This window comes from Vibrio mimicus CAIM 602 (assembly GCF_000338875.1).
In the GTDB taxonomy this organism is placed as follows: Bacteria; Pseudomonadota; Gammaproteobacteria; order Enterobacterales; family Vibrionaceae; genus Vibrio; species Vibrio mimicus.
Genome location: NZ_AOMO01000088.1, coordinates 33,032 through 50,313, shown reverse-complemented (window position 1 = coordinate 50,313; position 17,282 = coordinate 33,032). Strand labels below are relative to the sequence as shown.

Sequence of the window (17,282 nt, the reverse complement as noted above, 5' to 3'; positions counted from 1 at the left end):
AAAAAAGGTTGGCTTAGAGCCAACCTTTTTTGATCATATTTCAATGGTTTGTTTTTAAAGGCTAATGCTTGACGTTAAGCCATTACCAACCTTTTACAGCGCCACCTTGGAAGATTTCTGAGGCAGCTTTAGCCACTTCATCTGTTTGGTAAGCTTTCTTGAAGTTTTGTACGTTTTCTGCGTTTACATTCGCTTCACGAGCTACCAGCAAGTTAACGTATGGAGACTCTTTGTCTTCAACGAAGATGCCGTCTTTTTCTGGCGTTAGGTTGATTGAGCTCGCGTAAGTGGTGTTGATGATAGACAGAGCAACATCATCCAGTGAACGTGGCAGTTGAGCTGCATCCAATTCTAGGATCTCAAGTTTCTTTGGGTTCTCAACGATGTCACGTACGGTCGCCAGTAGGCCAACATCTTCACGCAGTTTAAGTAGACCTTGCTGTTGCAGCAGAAGCAGTGAGCGACCTAGGTTAGTTGGGTCGTTTGGTACTGCAACACGCGCACCTTCTTGGATCTCATCAACAGATTTAATTTGTTTTGAGTAGCCTGCGATTGGGTAAACAAAAGTGTTACCTACAATTGCCAGCTTGTAACCACGGTCAGCCACTTGCTTATCTAGGTATGGTTTGTGCTGGAATGCGTTCGCATCGATAGAGCCGTCATCCAACGCTGCGTTTGGCGTTACATAGTCGGTAAAGGTTACCAGTTCTACATCCAGATTGTATTTTTCTTTAGCAACTTTTGCTGCTACTTCAGCAACTTGTGCTTCCGCACCCGCCATAACACCAATTTTTACTTTGTTGTTATCGACCGCTTTTTCACCACAGCCAGCCAAAATCAGGGTTGAGGCAGCAGCTGCGATAGTCAGTAAACTTTTCAGGCTAAACTTCATGATGAACTCCTTGTTCAAAAAGGCTTTTGTTTTGCTTATCGATGATCGACGCGGCGTACCAACGCATCACCGATGGATTGGATAATTTGTACCAGCACAATCAGCATGACCACAGTCACCGCCATGATAGTGATGTCGTAACGGTGGAATCCGTAGCGGATTGCCACATCGCCTAGACCACCACCGCCCACAGTACCTGCCATGGCTGAGTAGCTGACCAGTGTCACTAGAGTAATAGTGACTGAGTTTAAAATCGTCGGTAGCGCTTCAGGCAGCAGTACCTTACGAATAATTTGCAGTGGTGTCGCACCCATAGACTGCGCCGCTTCCACTAAGCCAGTTGGCACTTCAAGCAGAGCACTCTCAATCAGGCGCGCCACAAATGGAATCGCACCAATGGTGAGGGGCACAATCGCCGCAGTGGTACCGATAAAAGTACCGACAATCAGTTTGGTGACGGGAATAATCGCAACCATCAACACCAAAAAGGGTACTGAGCGGCCAATGTTAACAATGGCACCGAGCACTCGATTGAGCGGTAGGTTTTCCAGCAATCCATCTTTTTTGGTGGTGTGTAGAATCACCCCAAGCGGAATACCTAGTGCAAAACCCACCACACCCGCAATCGCGACCATGTATAGGGTTTGCCAAGTAGCCGTCAGTAGTAAGTCGCTGTTAAGAGCAACCCATTGTGTAATCGTATTAAAGGACATAACCCAGCACCTCCACTTTCACATTGTGCTCGCGCAGATACTCGATAGCGGCTTGATCGTCCTCTGCATTACCAAAAATTTCTGCCACCATCATGCCAAACTTCACTCCGCCTGCGTAATCCAGATCAGAACTGAGAATGTTGACATCGATGTTGTACTTACGGGCAATTTGCGTCATAAGCGGTGCATCCACCGTTGCTCCAGTAAATTCCAAACGTACCAGAGGGTAGCTACCTGCTACGCGAGAAGGTTGCAGTCGAACTCGGTAATCTTCAGGAATAGACAAATCCAAGGTTGAGCGGATGAATTGATGCGCCAACTCAGTTTTTGGGTGGGCAAAAATATCTCCGACTGTACCTTTCTCAACGAGTTCACCACCACCAATAATCGCCACTTCGTGACAAATGCTTTTTACCACATCCATTTCATGCGTAATCAGCAAAATGGTCAGGTTAAGCTTACGGTTAATCTCTTTGAGCAGTTCCAGAATCGACTGAGTCGTCGCTGGATCCAGCGCGCTAGTCGCTTCATCACACAGCAGCACTTTGGGATCGCTCGCTAGAGCACGCGCAATCGCTACGCGCTGTTTTTGGCCACCCGAAAGATTGGCTGGGTAGCTATCACGTTTTTCCGCCAGACCTACCAGAGCCAGTAACTCCGTTACTTTGGTTTCGATGTGTTGGCGCGGCTTATCAGCCAACTCTAGCGGCAGAGCCACGTTTTCAAACACAGTACGTGAAGAAAGCAGATTAAAATGCTGAAAAATCATGCCGATGTTACGACGTGCCGCGCAAAGCTGCTGATTGCTTAGCGTGGTTAAGTCAACGCCATCCACAATCACTTGGCCGCTGGTCGGCTTTTCTAGCATGTTGACACAACGGATCAGCGTACTTTTTCCGGCACCAGATGAACCAATCACCCAAAAATTGTGCCTTGTGGAATCAATAAATTGATGTCTTTCAGGGCGTGGATTTCTTTATCCCCCTGATAGAACACCTTATTTACGCTTTTAATCTCAATCATGTGCAACCCTGTACTGCGAGAGGCAGAATAATCTGTTGGCCTCTTTGTCAATTAGTAGTCGATGCTATGGGCTTGCTGAGTTTAAGTCAATAGATATTTTTACGTCTAGACGTCTAAATGGGTGTAACTGGTTAGATGAGAAAGTAATTAGATAGTGATGAAAAAAATAAAGCGTGCAATAATTCGCGCAAAGTGACTTGAAAGAGATAGCATTTTGGCAAAACCAGCCGTATTTCTGGATCGTGATGGCGTGATCAACGTCGATCATGGTTATGTGCATGATGAGCACGATTTCCAATTCATTGAAGGTGTATTTGAAGCGACTGCGGCTTTGCAGCGCATGGGCTATCTATTGGTGTTGGTCACCAATCAGTCCGGAATTGCGCGTGGCAAATTCAGTGAAGAGCGTTTCATCTCTCTAACCCAGTGGATGGACTGGAACTTTGCCGATAATGGCGTTGAATTTGATGGTATTTATTACTGTCCTCACCATGCTGAACACGGTATTGGGCAATACAAAGAAGATTGTGATTGTCGTAAACCAAAGCCAGGTATGTTCCTCTCTGCGCGTGATTTCCTCAAGATCGACATGGCCAATTCGGTGATGGTCGGTGACAAAGCGGAAGATATGATGGCGGCGGAAGCGGCGGGCGTAGGCACTAAGATTTTGGTGCGCACAGGTAAGCCAGTGACCGAGCAAGGCGAAGCGTTGGCGACCGTTGTGCTCGATAGCATACGTGATGTACCGCATTATCTGCTGCGAGTGAAAAAATAAGGTCGCTTAAGCGGCCTTATTTACGGCTAACTCTTTTCTTATTGATGAATACCAAACACAGCGCATGAATCGAAAACTGACCATTTTAGACATTGCTAGGCTCTCGGGCGTCGGGAAGTCGACAGTCTCACGCGTGTTAACCAATGATCCTAAAGTGAAGCCTGAAACCCGCGCCAAAGTGGAGCAGGTGATTGCTGAGTCGGGTTATGTGCCCTCCAAATCGGCGCAAACCATGCGTGGTGGCAGCCAAAAAGTGGTTGGTATCATCATTTCACGTTTGGATTCCCCTTCAGAAAACAAAGCGGTCAGCACTATGCTGCAAGCTCTCTATGCCCATGGTTATGATGTGGTGATCATGGAAAGCCAATTTAGCCGCGAAAAAACCAATGCTCACTTAAAAGTACTCGCTAAACGACAAGTCGATGGGGTGATCGTGTTTGGTTTTACCGATATCGATCATGATGCTTTACTCAACTGGCAGCATCGTTGCGTATTACTGGCGATGCACAGTGAAGAAATCTCTTCCATCAACTATGACAATGCGGGGGTGATCGAGCGTGCCTTACAACACCTAGCGCAAAAGCAGCTACGTCATATTGCCTTTATTGGCGTGGATCCGCGTGACAAAACCACCGGGGAGCAGCGTCTTAACGCCTATCTCAGTTGGTGTTCTCAGCATGGCATTGACGCGAATTATCAAACCGGACAACTGCATCACGACAGTGCCTATCAGTTGGTGGATAAGGTGCTGACCAATCAGACCCAAGCGATTGTGTGCGCGAGTGATACTTTAGCGCTCGGGGTGATTAAGCGCCTGCAAGAGCGTCAGCGCGATGATGTCGTCGTTACAGGGGTTGGTGGTAATGAGTTGCTTTCTTTCCTGTTTCCGAAAGTGTTCAGTGTTGACCCTGGCTATCGCGAAGCGGGCAAGCTGGCTGCTGATCTGCTGATTGAACAGCTTTGTGGAACACATACTGAGTGTGTTCACCTTACCCAGTCGCCACTCTCTCACTGATTGTTCAGTTCCTTTCTTTTGAACTAGTGAAGAGGATTTTCCTCATCCCAATCAATTAACGCTTCTCTGCTCTGGCGGATGAGTCTGTTTGCCATTGGTTTACAACAGCAATGGTTTTACCTCCGTTTTACTACACTAAACTGATGAACAAATAACGAACAATGTGATCACTTTCAATTTATGGGATTGTTCCCATTTTTATCTTTTATGCATTGTGTCAATATCGCATCAGTTGATTTGGGAATGTTCCCATGATGGTGATGACAACAATTCAATAGGGTGGACAAGGATATGAGTAAGATAGCGAAACAAGACGTTGCGCGTCTTATCGAACTGGTGGGAGGCGAAGGTAACATCGCCAGTGTTACTCACTGTTTGACACGCTTACGCTTTGTGCTGAATCAGCCGGAGCAGGCTGACAAAGCCGGTTTGGAAGCACTCAGTATGGTGAAAGGTTGCTTTACTAATGCAGGGCAGTTTCAGGTGGTGATTGGTACCGAAGTCGATCAAGTCTACAAAATGCTGCTGGAGCAGACGGGTAAACAAGCGGCTTCGAAAGAGGATGCGAAAATTGCAGCTCGCCAAAATATGAGCATCTTGGAACGTGGCATCTCCCATTTAGCTGAAATTTTCGTGCCACTGCTTCCTGCGATCATCACGGGTGGTTTGATTCTCGGTTTTCGAAATGTGATTGGCGACATTCGCATGTTTGATGGCAAAACCCTGACTGAAATCAGTCAGTTTTGGGCATCGGTACATGCGTTTTTGTGGCTGATTGGTGAAGCGATCTTCTTCTTCCTGCCTGTCGGTGTCTGTTGGTCAACCGTGAAAAAACTCGGTGGCACGCCAATTCTCGGCATTACCCTTGGGGTTACGCTGGTTTCCCCGCAGCTCATGAACGCTTACTTAATTGGTAAGCAAGTGCCGGAAGTGTGGGACTTTGGGTTATTTGCGATTGAGAAAGTCGGTTACCAAGCTCAGGTGATCCCCGCGATTTTGGCAGGGGTCATGTTGGCTTTTATTGAAAATAACCTAAGACGCATCGTGCCTTCTTACCTCTATTTGGTAGTGGTGCCGTTTGTTTCGATCATTGTTTCTGTTGTCCTTGCCCATGCCTTTATCGGCCCGTTTGGTCGTGTAATTGGTGATGGGGTAGCGTTTGCAGCGAAAGCGGCGATGACCGGTGATTTCGCGGTGATTGGTTCGACCTTGTTTGGCTTCCTGTATGCGCCTTTAGTGATTACGGGGATTCATCACACGACGAACGCGGTGGATCTGCAACTGATGCAGGAGCTAGGCGGTACACCGATTTGGCCTCTGATTGCCCTTTCAAACATCGCCCAAGCTTCGGCGGTGGTGGGCATCATTATCATCAGCAAAAAGCAGGGCGAGCGAGATATCTCCGTGCCTGCGGCGATTTCAGCCTACCTTGGGGTTACTGAGCCTGCGATGTACGGTATCAACCTTAAATACAAATTCCCTATGCTCAGCGCGATGACTGGCAGTGCTTTGGCTGCGGCTGTATGTGGCAGTGCTGGTGTGATGGCGAACGGCATTGGTGTAGGCGGTTTACCCGGCATTCTTTCCATTCAGCCACAGTATTGGAGTATTTACCTAGTCGCCATGCTGATTGCGATTGTTGTTCCCGTATCACTGACATTGGTGATGTACAAACGAGCAGAGCGCGCTGGCAAACTTGCTGCTGCCACAGCCTAAACCATAACACTATCTGGGAGTGGCTTGTTCCACTCCTTTTCTCTGTTTTTAGTAAGATTTTTGAGTAAGTGAGAAGTTGTATGAGCAATTCAACGCAGCCCACACCATGGTGGAAAACCGCGGCGATTTATCAAATTTACCCGAAAAGTTTCTGTGATAGTGGCGCAAAAGGTGTAGGGGATCTGCAAGGCATCATCAGTAAACTCGATTATCTGCAGAAATTAGGCATTGATGCGATCTGGCTGACGCCAATTTATGAATCGCCCATGGTCGATAATGGCTATGACATTGCCGATTACTACGCGATCAATCCTGATTTTGGCACCATGCAGGATTTTGAACAGTTGCTGAGTGAAGCGCATCGGCGCGGTGTTCGCATCATCATGGATATCGTGGTTAACCACACCTCAACCGAACACGCTTGGTTCCAATCTGCGCTGGGCGATCACTCTAGCCCTTATCGTGATTACTACATTTGGCGCAAACCGGTTAACGGTGGTGTGCCGAATAACTGGCAATCTAAATTTGGTGGCAGTGCATGGGAGTTGGATGAAGCAACGGGCGAATATTATTTGCATCTGTTTGCCAAACAGCAGGCCGACCTCAATTGGGAAAATCCGCAAGTTCGGGAAGAAGTCAAAAAAATCATTAGCTTTTGGGCGGAAAAAGGCGTCGATGGTTTCCGGCTTGATGTGATTAACCTGATTTCCAAACAGCAAGACTTTGCTGATGATGAAACGGGCGATGGCCGCCGTTTTTATACCGATGGCCCGCGTGTGCATGAGTATCTGCAAGAGATCAGTCGAGATGTCTTTCAGCGTTATGGCAGCGTAACCGTGGGCGAAATGTCTTCAACTACCTTGGAACATTGCCAACAGTATTCCGCGCTGGATGGGCGAGAGCTTTCTATGGTGTTTAACTTCCATCATTTGAAAGTCGATTACCCGAATGGGGAAAAGTGGACCAATGCGCCATTTGATTTTCTGCAACTCAAGCAAATCTTTAATCATTGGCAAACGGGACTTAATGGTAAAGGGTGGGGTGCGCTGTTTTGGTGTAACCACGATCAGCCGCGGATTGTGAGCCGTTTAGGCAATGATCAGCAGTATCGAGTGGAGTCGGCCAAAATGCTCGCCGCGACTATTCACTTAATGCAAGGCACACCCTATATCTACCAAGGTGAAGAGATTGGAATGACCAATCCAGGGTTTACCTCGATTAAGCAATATCGTGATGTGGAAAGCATTAACGTCCACCAGATGATGGTGCAGCAACAAGGGATGCCAGAAAGTGAAATGCTGGCTATTCTGGCGCAAAAGTCGCGTGATAACTCTCGTACTCCTATGCAGTGGGATGCGAGTCGTCATGCCGGTTTTACTCGTGGCGAACCGTGGATTGATCTGGCGAGTAACTACTCTGATATTAACGCTCAAGCCGCTTTGGAAGACCCGCATTCTGTGTTTTACTTTTATCGCCGATTATTATCGCTGCGCAAAAAGGTTAAGGTGATCACCGATGGTGACTACACAGATTTGCTGCCTGATCATAAAGAGATTTTTGCCTACCAGCGTCGCAATCAGAAACAGATACTCATTTGTTTAAATAACTATTACGGCCACGAAACAGAGTGTGTTTTACCTGAATTGCCACTGGATGATGCGCTCTATTTACTGGGTAATTATCCGGGGATTGAGTTACAGCGCGTATTAGCACATCAAGTGCTACGCCCGTACGAGACACGCATAATCCTGATTGAGTCTCCCCTTTAGATTTCAATCACTTTTTAGCCCCGCACTGTCGGGGCTTTTTTGTTCTTGGTTGGTCACAAATCGTCACATAACGGTTAAGCTCAATCCGCTATAGTTTGGATTCTTGCCCAATGGATGTGGACATAATGAACGGGACTTTACCTCAATCTTACCGAGTGATTCTGGTTGAAGATGACTTAGAGCTTGCGGAGCTGATTAAAGATTTTCTTAACCACTATGAATTTGATGTCACTATCGTTACTGATGGCCTTCAAGCGGTAGATAGCATCTTGACTGCGCAACCCGATCTGGTCATTTTGGATATTATGTTGCCCGGTCAAAGCGGTATGGAAGTTTGCCGTGCTATTCGTGAACAATATCGAGGCATGATCTTGATGCAAACGGCACTCGATGACGACATCGATCAAATGATGGGCTTAGAACTTGGCGCAGACGATTATGTCGTAAAGCAAGTTAAACCGCGGCTGTTGCTTTCTCGAATACGTGCTCTGTTGCGTCGCCAAGAGCGCAATACTCAAGGCGATAAATATGAGTTACGCATCGGGTCTTTATGGATGAATCTGCAACACAGGGCGGTGCTGTTAGCGCAATGCCCAGTCAGGTTAACTACGAGTGAATTTGAGCTTCTATACCTGCTTGCGCAAAATGTTGGCACCATAGTCACGCGGGATGACATAGCCCAACAGATCCGAGGTTTTGAATATGATGGTTTAGACCGCTCCATTGATCGGAGGATTTCAAGACTAAGGCGAGCACTTAACGATGACCCGAATGAACCTAGACTGATTAAAACCATCCGCGGCCGGGGTTATCAGCTGTGTGCGGTACAAGAAGGGGAGTGGCAATGATTAGAGCATTTTGGGTGCTTTGGGTCGCAGTTTTTCTCCCCATTTTATTGCTCAGTATCCCCAATCAATTTAACCCGATCCAACAGCTTACACGCACTCTGTCGGAAGACTTCTATAAGCCGGTTTACCGAAGCAACTTTTCGTTTCTATCAGGAAAGCTACAGCAAGCGCCACCTACCGAGTGGCCTGTAATCATCGAACATTATGCCCAATATTTTACTTACTCGTTACGTTTGGATGAGTTAGAGAGCTACGCATCTTCCACTTTGTTTTATCCCGCTTTACAAAGTGGCGAGCTTATTTTCCAAGATGGCGACCCCAATGTTTTATTACAACGAGTCCTGAACAGTAATAAGGTGCTCTATTTCGCGATTAATGAATCCAGAGAACAGGGCGCATTAAACCAAGCGCGAGGAACACTATCACTCGCCATTGAAGATCTGCGTAGTCAGCCTCGTAGCCAGTGGGAAAGCAGTATCGCGGAGCAGAATCGCTTGATTCCGCTAAAACTGAGTTTAGTGCGAGAAGCCGATTTATTGCCGATTGAGCAGGAAAAGCTCGGTGCAGCCAAAGGGCAGATGATCAGCTATCTGAATCCCCAAGGCAGCATGATTTTACTGGCTCCGCTTGATGAGGGAGTCTGGCTACATGTTGAAGACAATATCTCCTATCAAACGCAACTGAAACTGACGACTGCCATCGCGGGGTTGTTCTTTTTAGGTATTTCTATTGCCTTAGTGATGTGGATTTTTCCCTTGTGGCGAGATCTCAAACGGCTGGTGAAAACCGCTAATGAGTTTGGGCAAGGCGTACTTTCAAAACGAGCTTCAACCTCTCGGCTTTCGGTGATCTCTCAATTGAGCGAGTCCTTCAATCAAATGGCCAACAACATTGAAAAACTGATCGCGAGTCAAAGAACCCTCACTAATGCGATTGCACATGATTTGCGAACACCGCTTTATCGTCTGCGTTTTGCCTTTGAAATGTTGGATGATCCAGACATAGCGCAAAGCCAAAAAGACAAATACCGCCAAATCATTCATTCCAGCATTGAAGACCTTGACCACTTGATCAATCAAACCTTAGTGCTGTCGCGCTATAACCGAATCACCGACATCAGCCATTTTTCTTACTGCTATTTCACGGAGAATTTAGACGCGGAAGCCGACCTTTTCCGGCTTGAGAATCCGCATCTTAAACTGCAAGTGGACGTATCGGATTATCTACGTCAGCAGAAGCTGTTTGTCGACCATCGGGCTTTATTACGAGCCGTTAAAAACCTGCTAAGCAATGCAGCGCGGTATGCCAAGCAGGAAATACGTCTTTCTTTGAACGAAGCTCAAGGAGAGCTGATATTGATCGTTGAAGATGATGGTGTGGGCATCTCTGCTGACGATGTTGAACGTATTTTTGAACCTTTTGTGCAACTGAATAATCAGGAACGCAACAGTGAAAAAGGGCACGGTCTTGGGTTAGCGATTGTTAAGCAAATTACTCGTTGGCATCAAGGCCAAGTCGAGGTGAAACGTTCGGACTTACTCGGTGGTGCGCGTTTTGAATTGCGTTGGCCGAAAGAGATTGCGGTGGGAAATGTGACCAAGTTGGATACAAATAGTCAATGAATTGCTAAAGAGTCAGTCATCGCTTCGATGTTAACTTGATTGGGTGGAGGAATGAACCCACTTACAAGGAGTTAGCATGAATCGTAAACCATTGGCGCTATTGCTGAGTTGCGCCTTTTTCTCAATCCCCAGTTTGGCTAAACCCACTGAATGGCGCCCCGGGTTTAGTGGCGATATCAGCTTAAATGCTGGTTTTAGCCAAACCAATTCCCAATTGAATACGGATGACAGCAATGCCATCACTCAAAGTTTAAATGGAACAGGGAAACAGCTCGAAACCGTTTCTCCCCTTATCTTAGGCCGCTTGCAATATACATTTGGTCATCAGGCACTCTTCTTTGGAAATAGTGAAGATCAGATAAGTGAAGCTCAGTTTCAAAGTGAGCTGGGATGGATTGGACAAATTACCGCGAATACTTACCTCACGCTTGCTGTGTTTGGCAACATTCCCGGCATGGATGAAACGTGGCAAGACCCTTATCTCACTGGCTTACAACGCACAAAAACCGATCACAATGTCGTTGGTGCGCGAACCGCTCTCGAGGTCAGTCTTCCTTTTCCGGTCACACTGAAATATGCCTACGCAGACAGTGAGATTGAGCATGACATCATAGGTCAATCACAAGCTCTCACCGCTAGTGAACAACATTCGCTGTTACGCAGTAGCACCTATCAACGATTAGGTGCCGAAATACATTTCCCGCTTTCTATGAGCATTATGTTATCCCCTGGGTTCTATTACACAGATCAAGCGGCTGAAGGGAGTGCGCAGAGCCGCACAGAAACCGCGGCACAACTTAGCTTCTTTGCGAATCTGGATAGGCATCAAGTGGTTGCGACTTTACGTAGCAGCAAGAGCAAATATGAGCAGGACAACCCTGTCTTTGGCCGCAAGCGAGATGACGATGCTTTCGCCATGTTTGCTGTGTATGGCTATCAAAACCCCTTTGCACTTTCCCACACCCAATTGAATGTGATGGCGGGTTACCAGCAGCAAGATGCCCAAATCGATTTCTATGACAGTGAGAACACCTTTATCGCCACTGGTATTAGTTACACCTTTTAATCTATGACAGGAAAGACTCATGTTTAAGTTAACCCATTTATTGAAGACATTTTGTATTGTTATTCTGCTAGCAGGGTGTAGTTCCGATGATTGGAAAGACACAGAAAAACTGACCAAACCCACAGTGAATGCAGGAGATGATCAGTTACTGACAATACCGCTTAATAACATTATGTTGAGTGGTTCCGCAAAGTCTGAGTTATCCGTGTATACCATTAGAAACATGACTTGGCGACAAGTCTCAGGGCCTCAATCACTTGCTTTACTCAACGCGGATACATTAAAAGCGAGCGTGCTTTATCCTACAGTCGCGGGAACTTATCTTTTTGAACTATCGGCAGAAGACAGTGGCGGACGAAAGAACAGTGATCAAATACAAGTGATCATCCAACCAGCTGCGCAAAGTATGCAAAGAGCGAATGTGCAGGAGTCGCTTAATGTAGTGGATTGGCGTTATGCAGATCAGAATCAGGGTATATTGACGCTGAATCACTTGGACTCGGTTACTTTGGCTGAATTGGATGAACAACTGATCAACGCATTGGCATCGCTCAATAGTGCCGCAGAGTTAACCTTATTGTTTGCGGAGCATTCAGGGGGCAATCTACAAACCTCGATCATGCTGCTTGATAAACTCTCGGCTCAGTCTCTTCCTCTCTGTCTGGAAGGCAGCAATTCTTGTATTAGTTTGGAACAAGGCTTTTTATTGCAGACGGATTTAACCGGACAAGTTGATTGTGATGATGCGCAAAGCTGTATTCATGCTTTACTTCAATCTCAATAAGCAGAAAGTTCAGATGATGAAAGTAAAAAAGCCAGCTCAATGAGCTGGCTTTCTGTATATGGTGGAGGGGGACGGATTCGAACCATCGAAGGCGGAGCCGGCAGATTTACAGTCTGCTCCCTTTGGCCACTCGGGAACCCCTCCAGGGTGTTTTTCTTTTCACTGCTGAAAAGACTTAACTGACGTTTTCCCAACGCATCAATCAAGGGTTTCTCTTACGAGAGAATATGGTGGAGGGGGACGGATTCGAACCATCGAAGGCGGAGCCGGCAGATTTACAGTCTGCTCCCTTTGGCCACTCGGGAACCCCTCCAGGGTGTTTTTCTTTTCATTACTGAAAAGACTTAACTGATGTTTTCCCAACGCATCAATCAAGGGTTTCTCTTGCGAGAAGAATATGGTGGAGGGGGACGGATTCGAACCATCGAAGGCGGAGCCGGCAGATTTACAGTCTGCTCCCTTTGGCCACTCGGGAACCCCTCCAGGGTATTTTTATACTTAACCGATGTTTTCCCAACACATCACTCAAGTGCGGAGCGCATCTTATCAAACTCGCTCCCTCTGTAAACACTTTTTTTAGCAAATTGAATCGAATGCTGTCTTTTTGGGCAAAGAGGCAAGTAATTGATCGTTTTATCTGCTTAAGTCACAGCGCACCTTACACTTTTACTGGCAATCTTTACGTTCCTTGACGTTCAAGTTGCGTATAAGTCGCTACAATATAAACGGATTTTCCAGACACTAAGCCAGATTATGAACAAAAACTCTGTACTTTCATTGACATTATTGACGGTGCTTATGCACAGCACTGTGTTATCCGCCAAAGAACCTGCTCAGCCCCCCGCTATTTCTGTTGTTACTGAGCAAGTTCAATCACACCAAATTTCTCAATCTCTTTCTTTGGTTGGCAAGCTCAAAGCACAGCAGTCGGTGGAAATCGCCCCTGAGGTGACAGGTAAAGTGAACGTGATTGCGGTTCAAGCCAATCAGTTGGTTAAAAAAGGCCAGCTATTGGTTCAATTGGATGATGATAAAGCACAAGCGGCTTTGGTTGAGGCAAAAGCGTATTTGCAAGATGAGCAGCGCAAATTAGCCGAATATGAACGCTTGCTAAAACGCAACGCCATTACTCCAACCGAAATTGATGCACAGCGAGCTCGAGTGGAAATTGGCCAAGCAAGACTGAATGCGGCGCAGGCCAATTTAGCCGATTTGCATATTACCGCACCTTTTGACGGTACGGTCGGTTTTATCGATTTTAGCCGCGGTAAGTGGGTGAGTGCAGGGGCTGAGTTGCTGACTCTCGATAATTTGACCTTGATGCAGCTTGATCTGCAAATTCCAGAACGCTATTTACCGCAGATCAGCAAAGGCATGAAGGTGTTGGGCACCAGTAATGCTTGGCCAAATCACTCATTTGAAGGATCCGTCGTTGCGGTAGATTCCAGAATTAACCAAGAAACACTTAACCTACGTGTGCGAGTGAATTTCCCTAACCCTGAACAGCGATTAAAGCCGGGGATGTTAATGTCAGCTCGGATCAACTTCCCTGCTATCAATGCGCCGATCATTCCTGTGCAGGCATTGGAATATTCCGGAACCAAACGTTTTGTGTACGTGATTGGTGAGGACAATATGGCTAAGCGTCGTGAGGTCAAGCTTGGAGCTCGAGTCGAAAATCAGGTCGTGATTGAGCAAGGGTTGGACATTGGCGAAAAAATTGTTGTTCAAGGCATAGTGAATATGCGTAACAACGCTCGCGTCAGTGAAGTGACGGTGGAAGGGCGTCCACTGAAAAAGGATGACAAGTAATGTGGTTGTCTGATGTTTCGGTTAAGCGCCCTGTCGCGGCGCTGGTTCTGAGTATGCTGCTATGTGTGTTTGGTGTCGTTTCATTTACCAAACTGGCTGTACGTGAAATGCCGGATATTGAAAGCCCTGTGGTTTCAGTATCGACCCGTTATCAAGGGGCATCGGCCACTATTATTGAAAGCCAAATCACGAGTGTGTTGGAAGACCAACTGGCTGGCATCAGTGGTATTGATGAGATCACCTCGGTGAGCCGTAATGGTATGTCGCGCATTACTGTGACTTTTGAACTCGGCTATGACTTAAACACCGGGGTGAGTGATATTCGTGACGCCGTGGCAAGGGCGCAGCGTTCACTTCCTGAAGAGGCTGATGATCCGCAGGTGTTCAAAAACAACGGCTCTGGGCAGGCTTCAGTCTACATCAATCTTAGTTCCTCAGAGATGGATCGCACCCAACTGACCGATTACATCGAACGGGTATTGCTCGACCGTTTCAGTTTGATCTCGGGTGTTAGCTCAGTCGATGTCTCTGGTGGCTTGTACAAGGTGATGTATGTGCGCTTAAAACCAGAATTGATGGCTGGGCGTGGCGTCACCACCAGTGACATTTCGGATGCCCTCAATAAAGAGAATATTGAAAGCCCAGGAGGTCAGGTTCGTAATGACTCGACCGTGATGTCAGTCCGTACCGCTCGGGGTTACCAATCTCCTGAAGATTTTGAATATCTGGTAGTGAAACGTGCTAGTGATGGCACACCTATGTACCTGAAAGATGTATCCGACGTGTTTATTGGTGCGGAGAATGAGAACTCGACCTTTAAGAGTGATGGTATCGTCAACGTCAGCATGGGGATTGTGCCGCAATCAGACGCTAATCCATTAGAAGTCGCTAAGCGAGTTCATGAAGAAGTGGATAAAGTTCAGCAATTCCTTCCCAAAGGTACGCGACTTGCTATCGATTATGATTCAACGGTGTTTATTGAGCGCTCGATCAGCGAGGTTTATAGCACTTTATTTATCACTGGCGGTTTAGTGATTCTGGTGTTGTACATCTTTATTGGTCAGTTACGAGCAACGCTGATTCCCGCAGTTACCGTTCCTGTTTCCTTAATTTCGGCCTTCATGGCAGCGTATTACTTTGGTTTCTCGATCAACCTCATTACCTTAATGGCGCTGATTTTGTCGATTGGTCTGGTCGTGGATGATGCGATTGTGGTGGTTGAAAACATTTTCCACCACATCGAACGGGGTGAAAAACCACTTTTGGCGGCTTATAAAGGCACGCGAGAGGTGGGTTTTGCGGTTATCGCGACTACCTTAGTCTTGGTGATGGTGTTCCTGCCTATCTCTTTTATGGATGGCATGGTTGGGCTGCTGTTTACCGAGTTCTCAGTACTGCTTGCGATGGCGGTGATTTTTTCCTCCCTTATCGCACTGACGTTGACGCCAGTGCTTGGAAGTAAGCTTTTAAAAGCCAATGTGAAACCGGGACGCTTTAACCAGTTTATTGATCGTCTGTTTGCAGGGCTTGAATCCGGCTATCGCAAAATTGTAAGCCGAGCCATTCGTTGGCGTTGGGCTGCTCCTGTGGTCATCGCGGCTTGCATTGGTGGAAGCTATGGTTTGATGCAGTTGGTGCCTGCGCAGTTAACACCTTCCGAAGATCGCGGCGTGATTTTTGCCTTTGTGCGTGGTGCGGATGCGACCAGCTATAACCGCATGGCAGCCAATATGGATCTGGTCGAGCAGCGTTTGATGCCGCTATTAGGGCAAGGATTCTTGAAGTCGTTCAGCATTCAGTCGCCCGCTTTTGGCGGTAATGCAGGCGATCAAACCGGTTTTGTGATCATGATTCTGGATGACTGGAATGAACGCAGTGTGACGGCACAAGAAGCGCTAGGCCAGGTGCGTAAAGCTTTGGCTGGAATTCCTGATGTTCGAGTGTTTCCTTTCATGCCCGGTTTTCGTGGCGGTTCGAGTGAGCCAGTGCAGTTTGTGCTTGGCGGTTCGGATTACTCGGAACTGAAAACTTGGGCTGAAAAATTAGAGGAAGAAGCTGAACAATCTCCGTTTATGACCGGAGCCGATATTGATTATTCGGAAAAAACACCTGAGTTGGTGGTGGCGATTGATAAACAGCGTGCCGCAGAATTAGGGATTAGTGTGAAATCCATTTCTGACACCTTGGAGGTCATGCTTGGTGGTAAAAAAGTGACTACCTTTGTGGAACGCGGCGAGGAGTATGATGTTTATCTGCGCGGTGACGAAAACAGCTTTAATAATGCAGCAGATTTAAGCCAGATTTATATGCGTACTTCGACGGGTGACTTGGTCACTCTTGATACCGTAACTCGTATTGATGAAGTGGCGTCGTCAATTCGTTTGGCGCACTACAACAAACAAAAATCGATTACGGTTACGGCAAACCTTGAGGCGGGTTACACCTTAGGTCAAGCGCTTGATTTTCTGGATCAAAAAGCAGTGGAGATGTTACCTAGCGACATTTCAGTCAGCTACTCCGGTGAATCGAAAGATTTCAAAGAAAACCAATCGAGTGTCGCCATCGTTTTTGCTTTGGCACTGTTGGTTGCGTATTTAGTATTGGCAGCGCAGTTTGAAAGCTTTATCAATCCACTGGTAGTAATGCTCACAGTACCTATGGGGGTGTTTGGCGGTTTCCTTGGCTTATTCGTGATGGGGCAAGGCATGAATATCTACAGTCAGATTGGTATGATCATGTTGATCGGTATGGTGACTAAAAACGGTATCTTGATTGTTGAATTCGCAAACCAGCTGCGCGATCGCGGTGTTGAGTTTGAAAAGGCGATTATTGATGCTTCTGCACGTCGTTTACGCCCGATTTTAATGACGGCGTTTACCACCTTAGCCGGCTCGATTCCCTTAATTGTGTCGACCGGAGCGGGCTATGAAAGTCGAATTGCAGTCGGTACAGTGATTTTCTTTGGAATGGGATTTGCCACACTCGTAACTCTACTTGTTATCCCCGCAATGTACCGTTTGATTTCGGGCTCAACACAAGCCCCTGGCCATGTTGAAGCAGAGTTGAATCACGAGCTTCAGCAAGATGTCAAAGGTCGTGTTCAACACTAAGCTCTTTCCTCTCACCACCGCCTAGTGCGGTGGTGAGCTTTAATACAGCATATTCCTTCCTGTATTTTGATCTCTTCTCATACTGAAAAACAGTTCCTTATCACGGTAGAAATATCCAAGTTAAATATGTCAACTAT

The 17,282-nt window shown here is 46.9% G+C and carries 12 protein-coding genes, 3 tRNA genes and 1 pseudogene; 10 read left to right on the top strand and 6 right to left on the bottom strand.

Features of this window, described 5'->3' with window-relative positions; genetic code table 11:
* Nucleotides 1–82 precede the first annotated feature (82 nt).
* The 3 genes and pseudogenes from metQ to metN all read right to left on the bottom strand — a co-directional run bounded on the left by metQ (nt 83) and on the right by metN (nt 2,628).
* The gene (gene metQ, locus D908_RS01625) at nt 83–892 is read right to left on the bottom strand and encodes a methionine ABC transporter substrate-binding lipoprotein MetQ (protein ID WP_000672708.1); all 810 of its coding nucleotides are present in this window, start codon (nt 890–892) and stop codon (nt 83–85) included.
* 35 nt (nt 893–927) lie between these two features.
* Entirely contained in the window at nt 928–1,605 is a 678-nt protein-coding gene (locus D908_RS01630; protein WP_000009606.1) for a methionine ABC transporter permease, read from the bottom strand.
* Nucleotides 1,595–2,628, bottom strand: a pseudogene (gene metN / locus D908_RS0120000) (methionine ABC transporter ATP-binding protein MetN). The gene D908_RS01630 and the pseudogene metN overlap by 11 nt, the downstream one beginning before the upstream one ends.
* A gap of 214 nt (nt 2,629–2,842) precedes the next feature.
* Here metN and gmhB point away from each other — a divergent pair.
* The 8 genes from gmhB (at nt 2,843) to D908_RS01670 (ending at nt 12,223) form a co-directional block, all read left to right on the top strand.
* A complete protein-coding gene (gmhB, locus tag D908_RS01635; protein ID WP_001108089.1) occupies nt 2,843–3,403 on the top strand; it encodes a D-glycero-beta-D-manno-heptose 1,7-bisphosphate 7-phosphatase in 561 nt (186 codons plus the stop codon).
* 64 nt (nt 3,404–3,467) lie between these two features.
* The gene (treR, locus tag D908_RS01640) at nt 3,468–4,418 is read left to right on the top strand and encodes a trehalose operon repressor TreR (protein ID WP_005527399.1); all 951 of its coding nucleotides are present in this window, start codon (nt 3,468–3,470) and stop codon (nt 4,416–4,418) included.
* Nucleotides 4,419–4,709: 291 nt separating this feature from the next.
* Nucleotides 4,710–6,134, top strand: coding sequence for a PTS trehalose transporter subunit IIBC (treB, locus tag D908_RS01645; protein ID WP_005527397.1), 1,425 nt, complete (start codon nt 4,710–4,712; stop codon nt 6,132–6,134).
* Between the two features lie 80 nt (nt 6,135–6,214).
* On the top strand, nt 6,215–7,903 hold the full coding sequence (gene treC, locus D908_RS01650) for an alpha,alpha-phosphotrehalase (protein ID WP_005527395.1): 1,689 nt from the start codon (nt 6,215–6,217) through the stop codon (nt 7,901–7,903).
* Between the two features lie 125 nt (nt 7,904–8,028).
* Nucleotides 8,029–8,751, top strand: coding sequence for a response regulator (locus D908_RS01655; RefSeq protein WP_005527393.1), 723 nt, complete (start codon nt 8,029–8,031; stop codon nt 8,749–8,751).
* Entirely contained in the window at nt 8,748–10,373 is a 1,626-nt protein-coding gene (locus D908_RS01660) for an ATP-binding protein (RefSeq protein ID WP_005527390.1), read from the top strand. The genes D908_RS01655 and D908_RS01660 overlap by 4 nt, the downstream gene beginning before the upstream one ends.
* A 76-nt stretch (nt 10,374–10,449) precedes the next feature.
* Nucleotides 10,450–11,439 (top strand): DUF2860 family protein, encoded by a 990-nt coding sequence (locus tag D908_RS01665; protein WP_005527388.1) that lies wholly within the window; start codon nt 10,450–10,452, stop codon nt 11,437–11,439.
* A gap of 19 nt (nt 11,440–11,458) precedes the next feature.
* Nucleotides 11,459–12,223, top strand: coding sequence for a PKD domain-containing protein (locus D908_RS01670; protein ID WP_005527386.1), 765 nt, complete (start codon nt 11,459–11,461; stop codon nt 12,221–12,223).
* A 59-nt stretch (nt 12,224–12,282) separates the two neighbouring features.
* Here the strand turns inward: D908_RS01670 and D908_RS01675 are convergent.
* From D908_RS01675 to D908_RS01685, 3 genes are all read right to left on the bottom strand, one after another.
* Nucleotides 12,283–12,367, bottom strand: a tRNA-Tyr gene (locus D908_RS01675).
* An 84-nt stretch (nt 12,368–12,451) separates the two neighbouring features.
* A tRNA-Tyr gene (locus tag D908_RS01680) sits at nt 12,452–12,536 on the bottom strand.
* 85 nt (nt 12,537–12,621) lie between these two features.
* A tRNA-Tyr gene (locus D908_RS01685) sits at nt 12,622–12,706 on the bottom strand.
* A gap of 270 nt (nt 12,707–12,976) precedes the next feature.
* On the opposite strand from D908_RS01685, the gene D908_RS01690 reads away from it, so the two are divergent.
* Entirely contained in the window at nt 12,977–14,035 is a 1,059-nt protein-coding gene (locus D908_RS01690; protein ID WP_005527384.1) for a vibriobactin export RND transporter periplasmic adaptor subunit VexG, read from the top strand.
* Nucleotides 14,035–17,145: a vibriobactin export RND transporter permease subunit VexH gene (gene vexH, locus D908_RS01695; protein ID WP_005527382.1), complete on the top strand. Its 3,111-nt coding sequence runs from the start codon at nt 14,035–14,037 to the stop codon at nt 17,143–17,145. The genes D908_RS01690 and vexH overlap by 1 nt, the downstream gene beginning before the upstream one ends.
* Nucleotides 17,146–17,282: the final 137 nt, after the last annotated feature.

Excerpts from the sequence above, each read along its gene's own strand:
- D908_RS01655 (WP_005527393.1), top strand. The coding sequence starts at position 8,029 with ATGAACGGGACTTTACCTCAATCTTACCGAGTGATTCTGGTTGAAGAT.
- treR (WP_005527399.1), top strand. The coding sequence starts at position 3,468 with ATGAATCGAAAACTGACCATTTTAGACATTGCTAGGCTCTCGGGCGTC.
- D908_RS01660 (WP_005527390.1), top strand. The coding sequence starts at position 8,748 with ATGATTAGAGCATTTTGGGTGCTTTGGGTCGCAGTTTTTCTCCCCATT.
- D908_RS01690 (WP_005527384.1), top strand. The coding sequence starts at position 12,977 with ATGAACAAAAACTCTGTACTTTCATTGACATTATTGACGGTGCTTATG.
- D908_RS01630 (WP_000009606.1), bottom strand. The coding sequence starts at position 1,605 with ATGTCCTTTAATACGATTACACAATGGGTTGCTCTTAACAGCGACTTA.
- treC (WP_005527395.1), top strand. The coding sequence starts at position 6,215 with ATGAGCAATTCAACGCAGCCCACACCATGGTGGAAAACCGCGGCGATT.
- vexH (WP_005527382.1), top strand. The coding sequence starts at position 14,035 with ATGTGGTTGTCTGATGTTTCGGTTAAGCGCCCTGTCGCGGCGCTGGTT.
- metQ (WP_000672708.1), bottom strand. The coding sequence starts at position 892 with ATGAAGTTTAGCCTGAAAAGTTTACTGACTATCGCAGCTGCTGCCTCA.
- D908_RS01665 (WP_005527388.1), top strand. The coding sequence starts at position 10,450 with ATGAATCGTAAACCATTGGCGCTATTGCTGAGTTGCGCCTTTTTCTCA.
- D908_RS01670 (WP_005527386.1), top strand. The coding sequence starts at position 11,459 with ATGTTTAAGTTAACCCATTTATTGAAGACATTTTGTATTGTTATTCTG.
- treB (WP_005527397.1), top strand. The coding sequence starts at position 4,710 with ATGAGTAAGATAGCGAAACAAGACGTTGCGCGTCTTATCGAACTGGTG.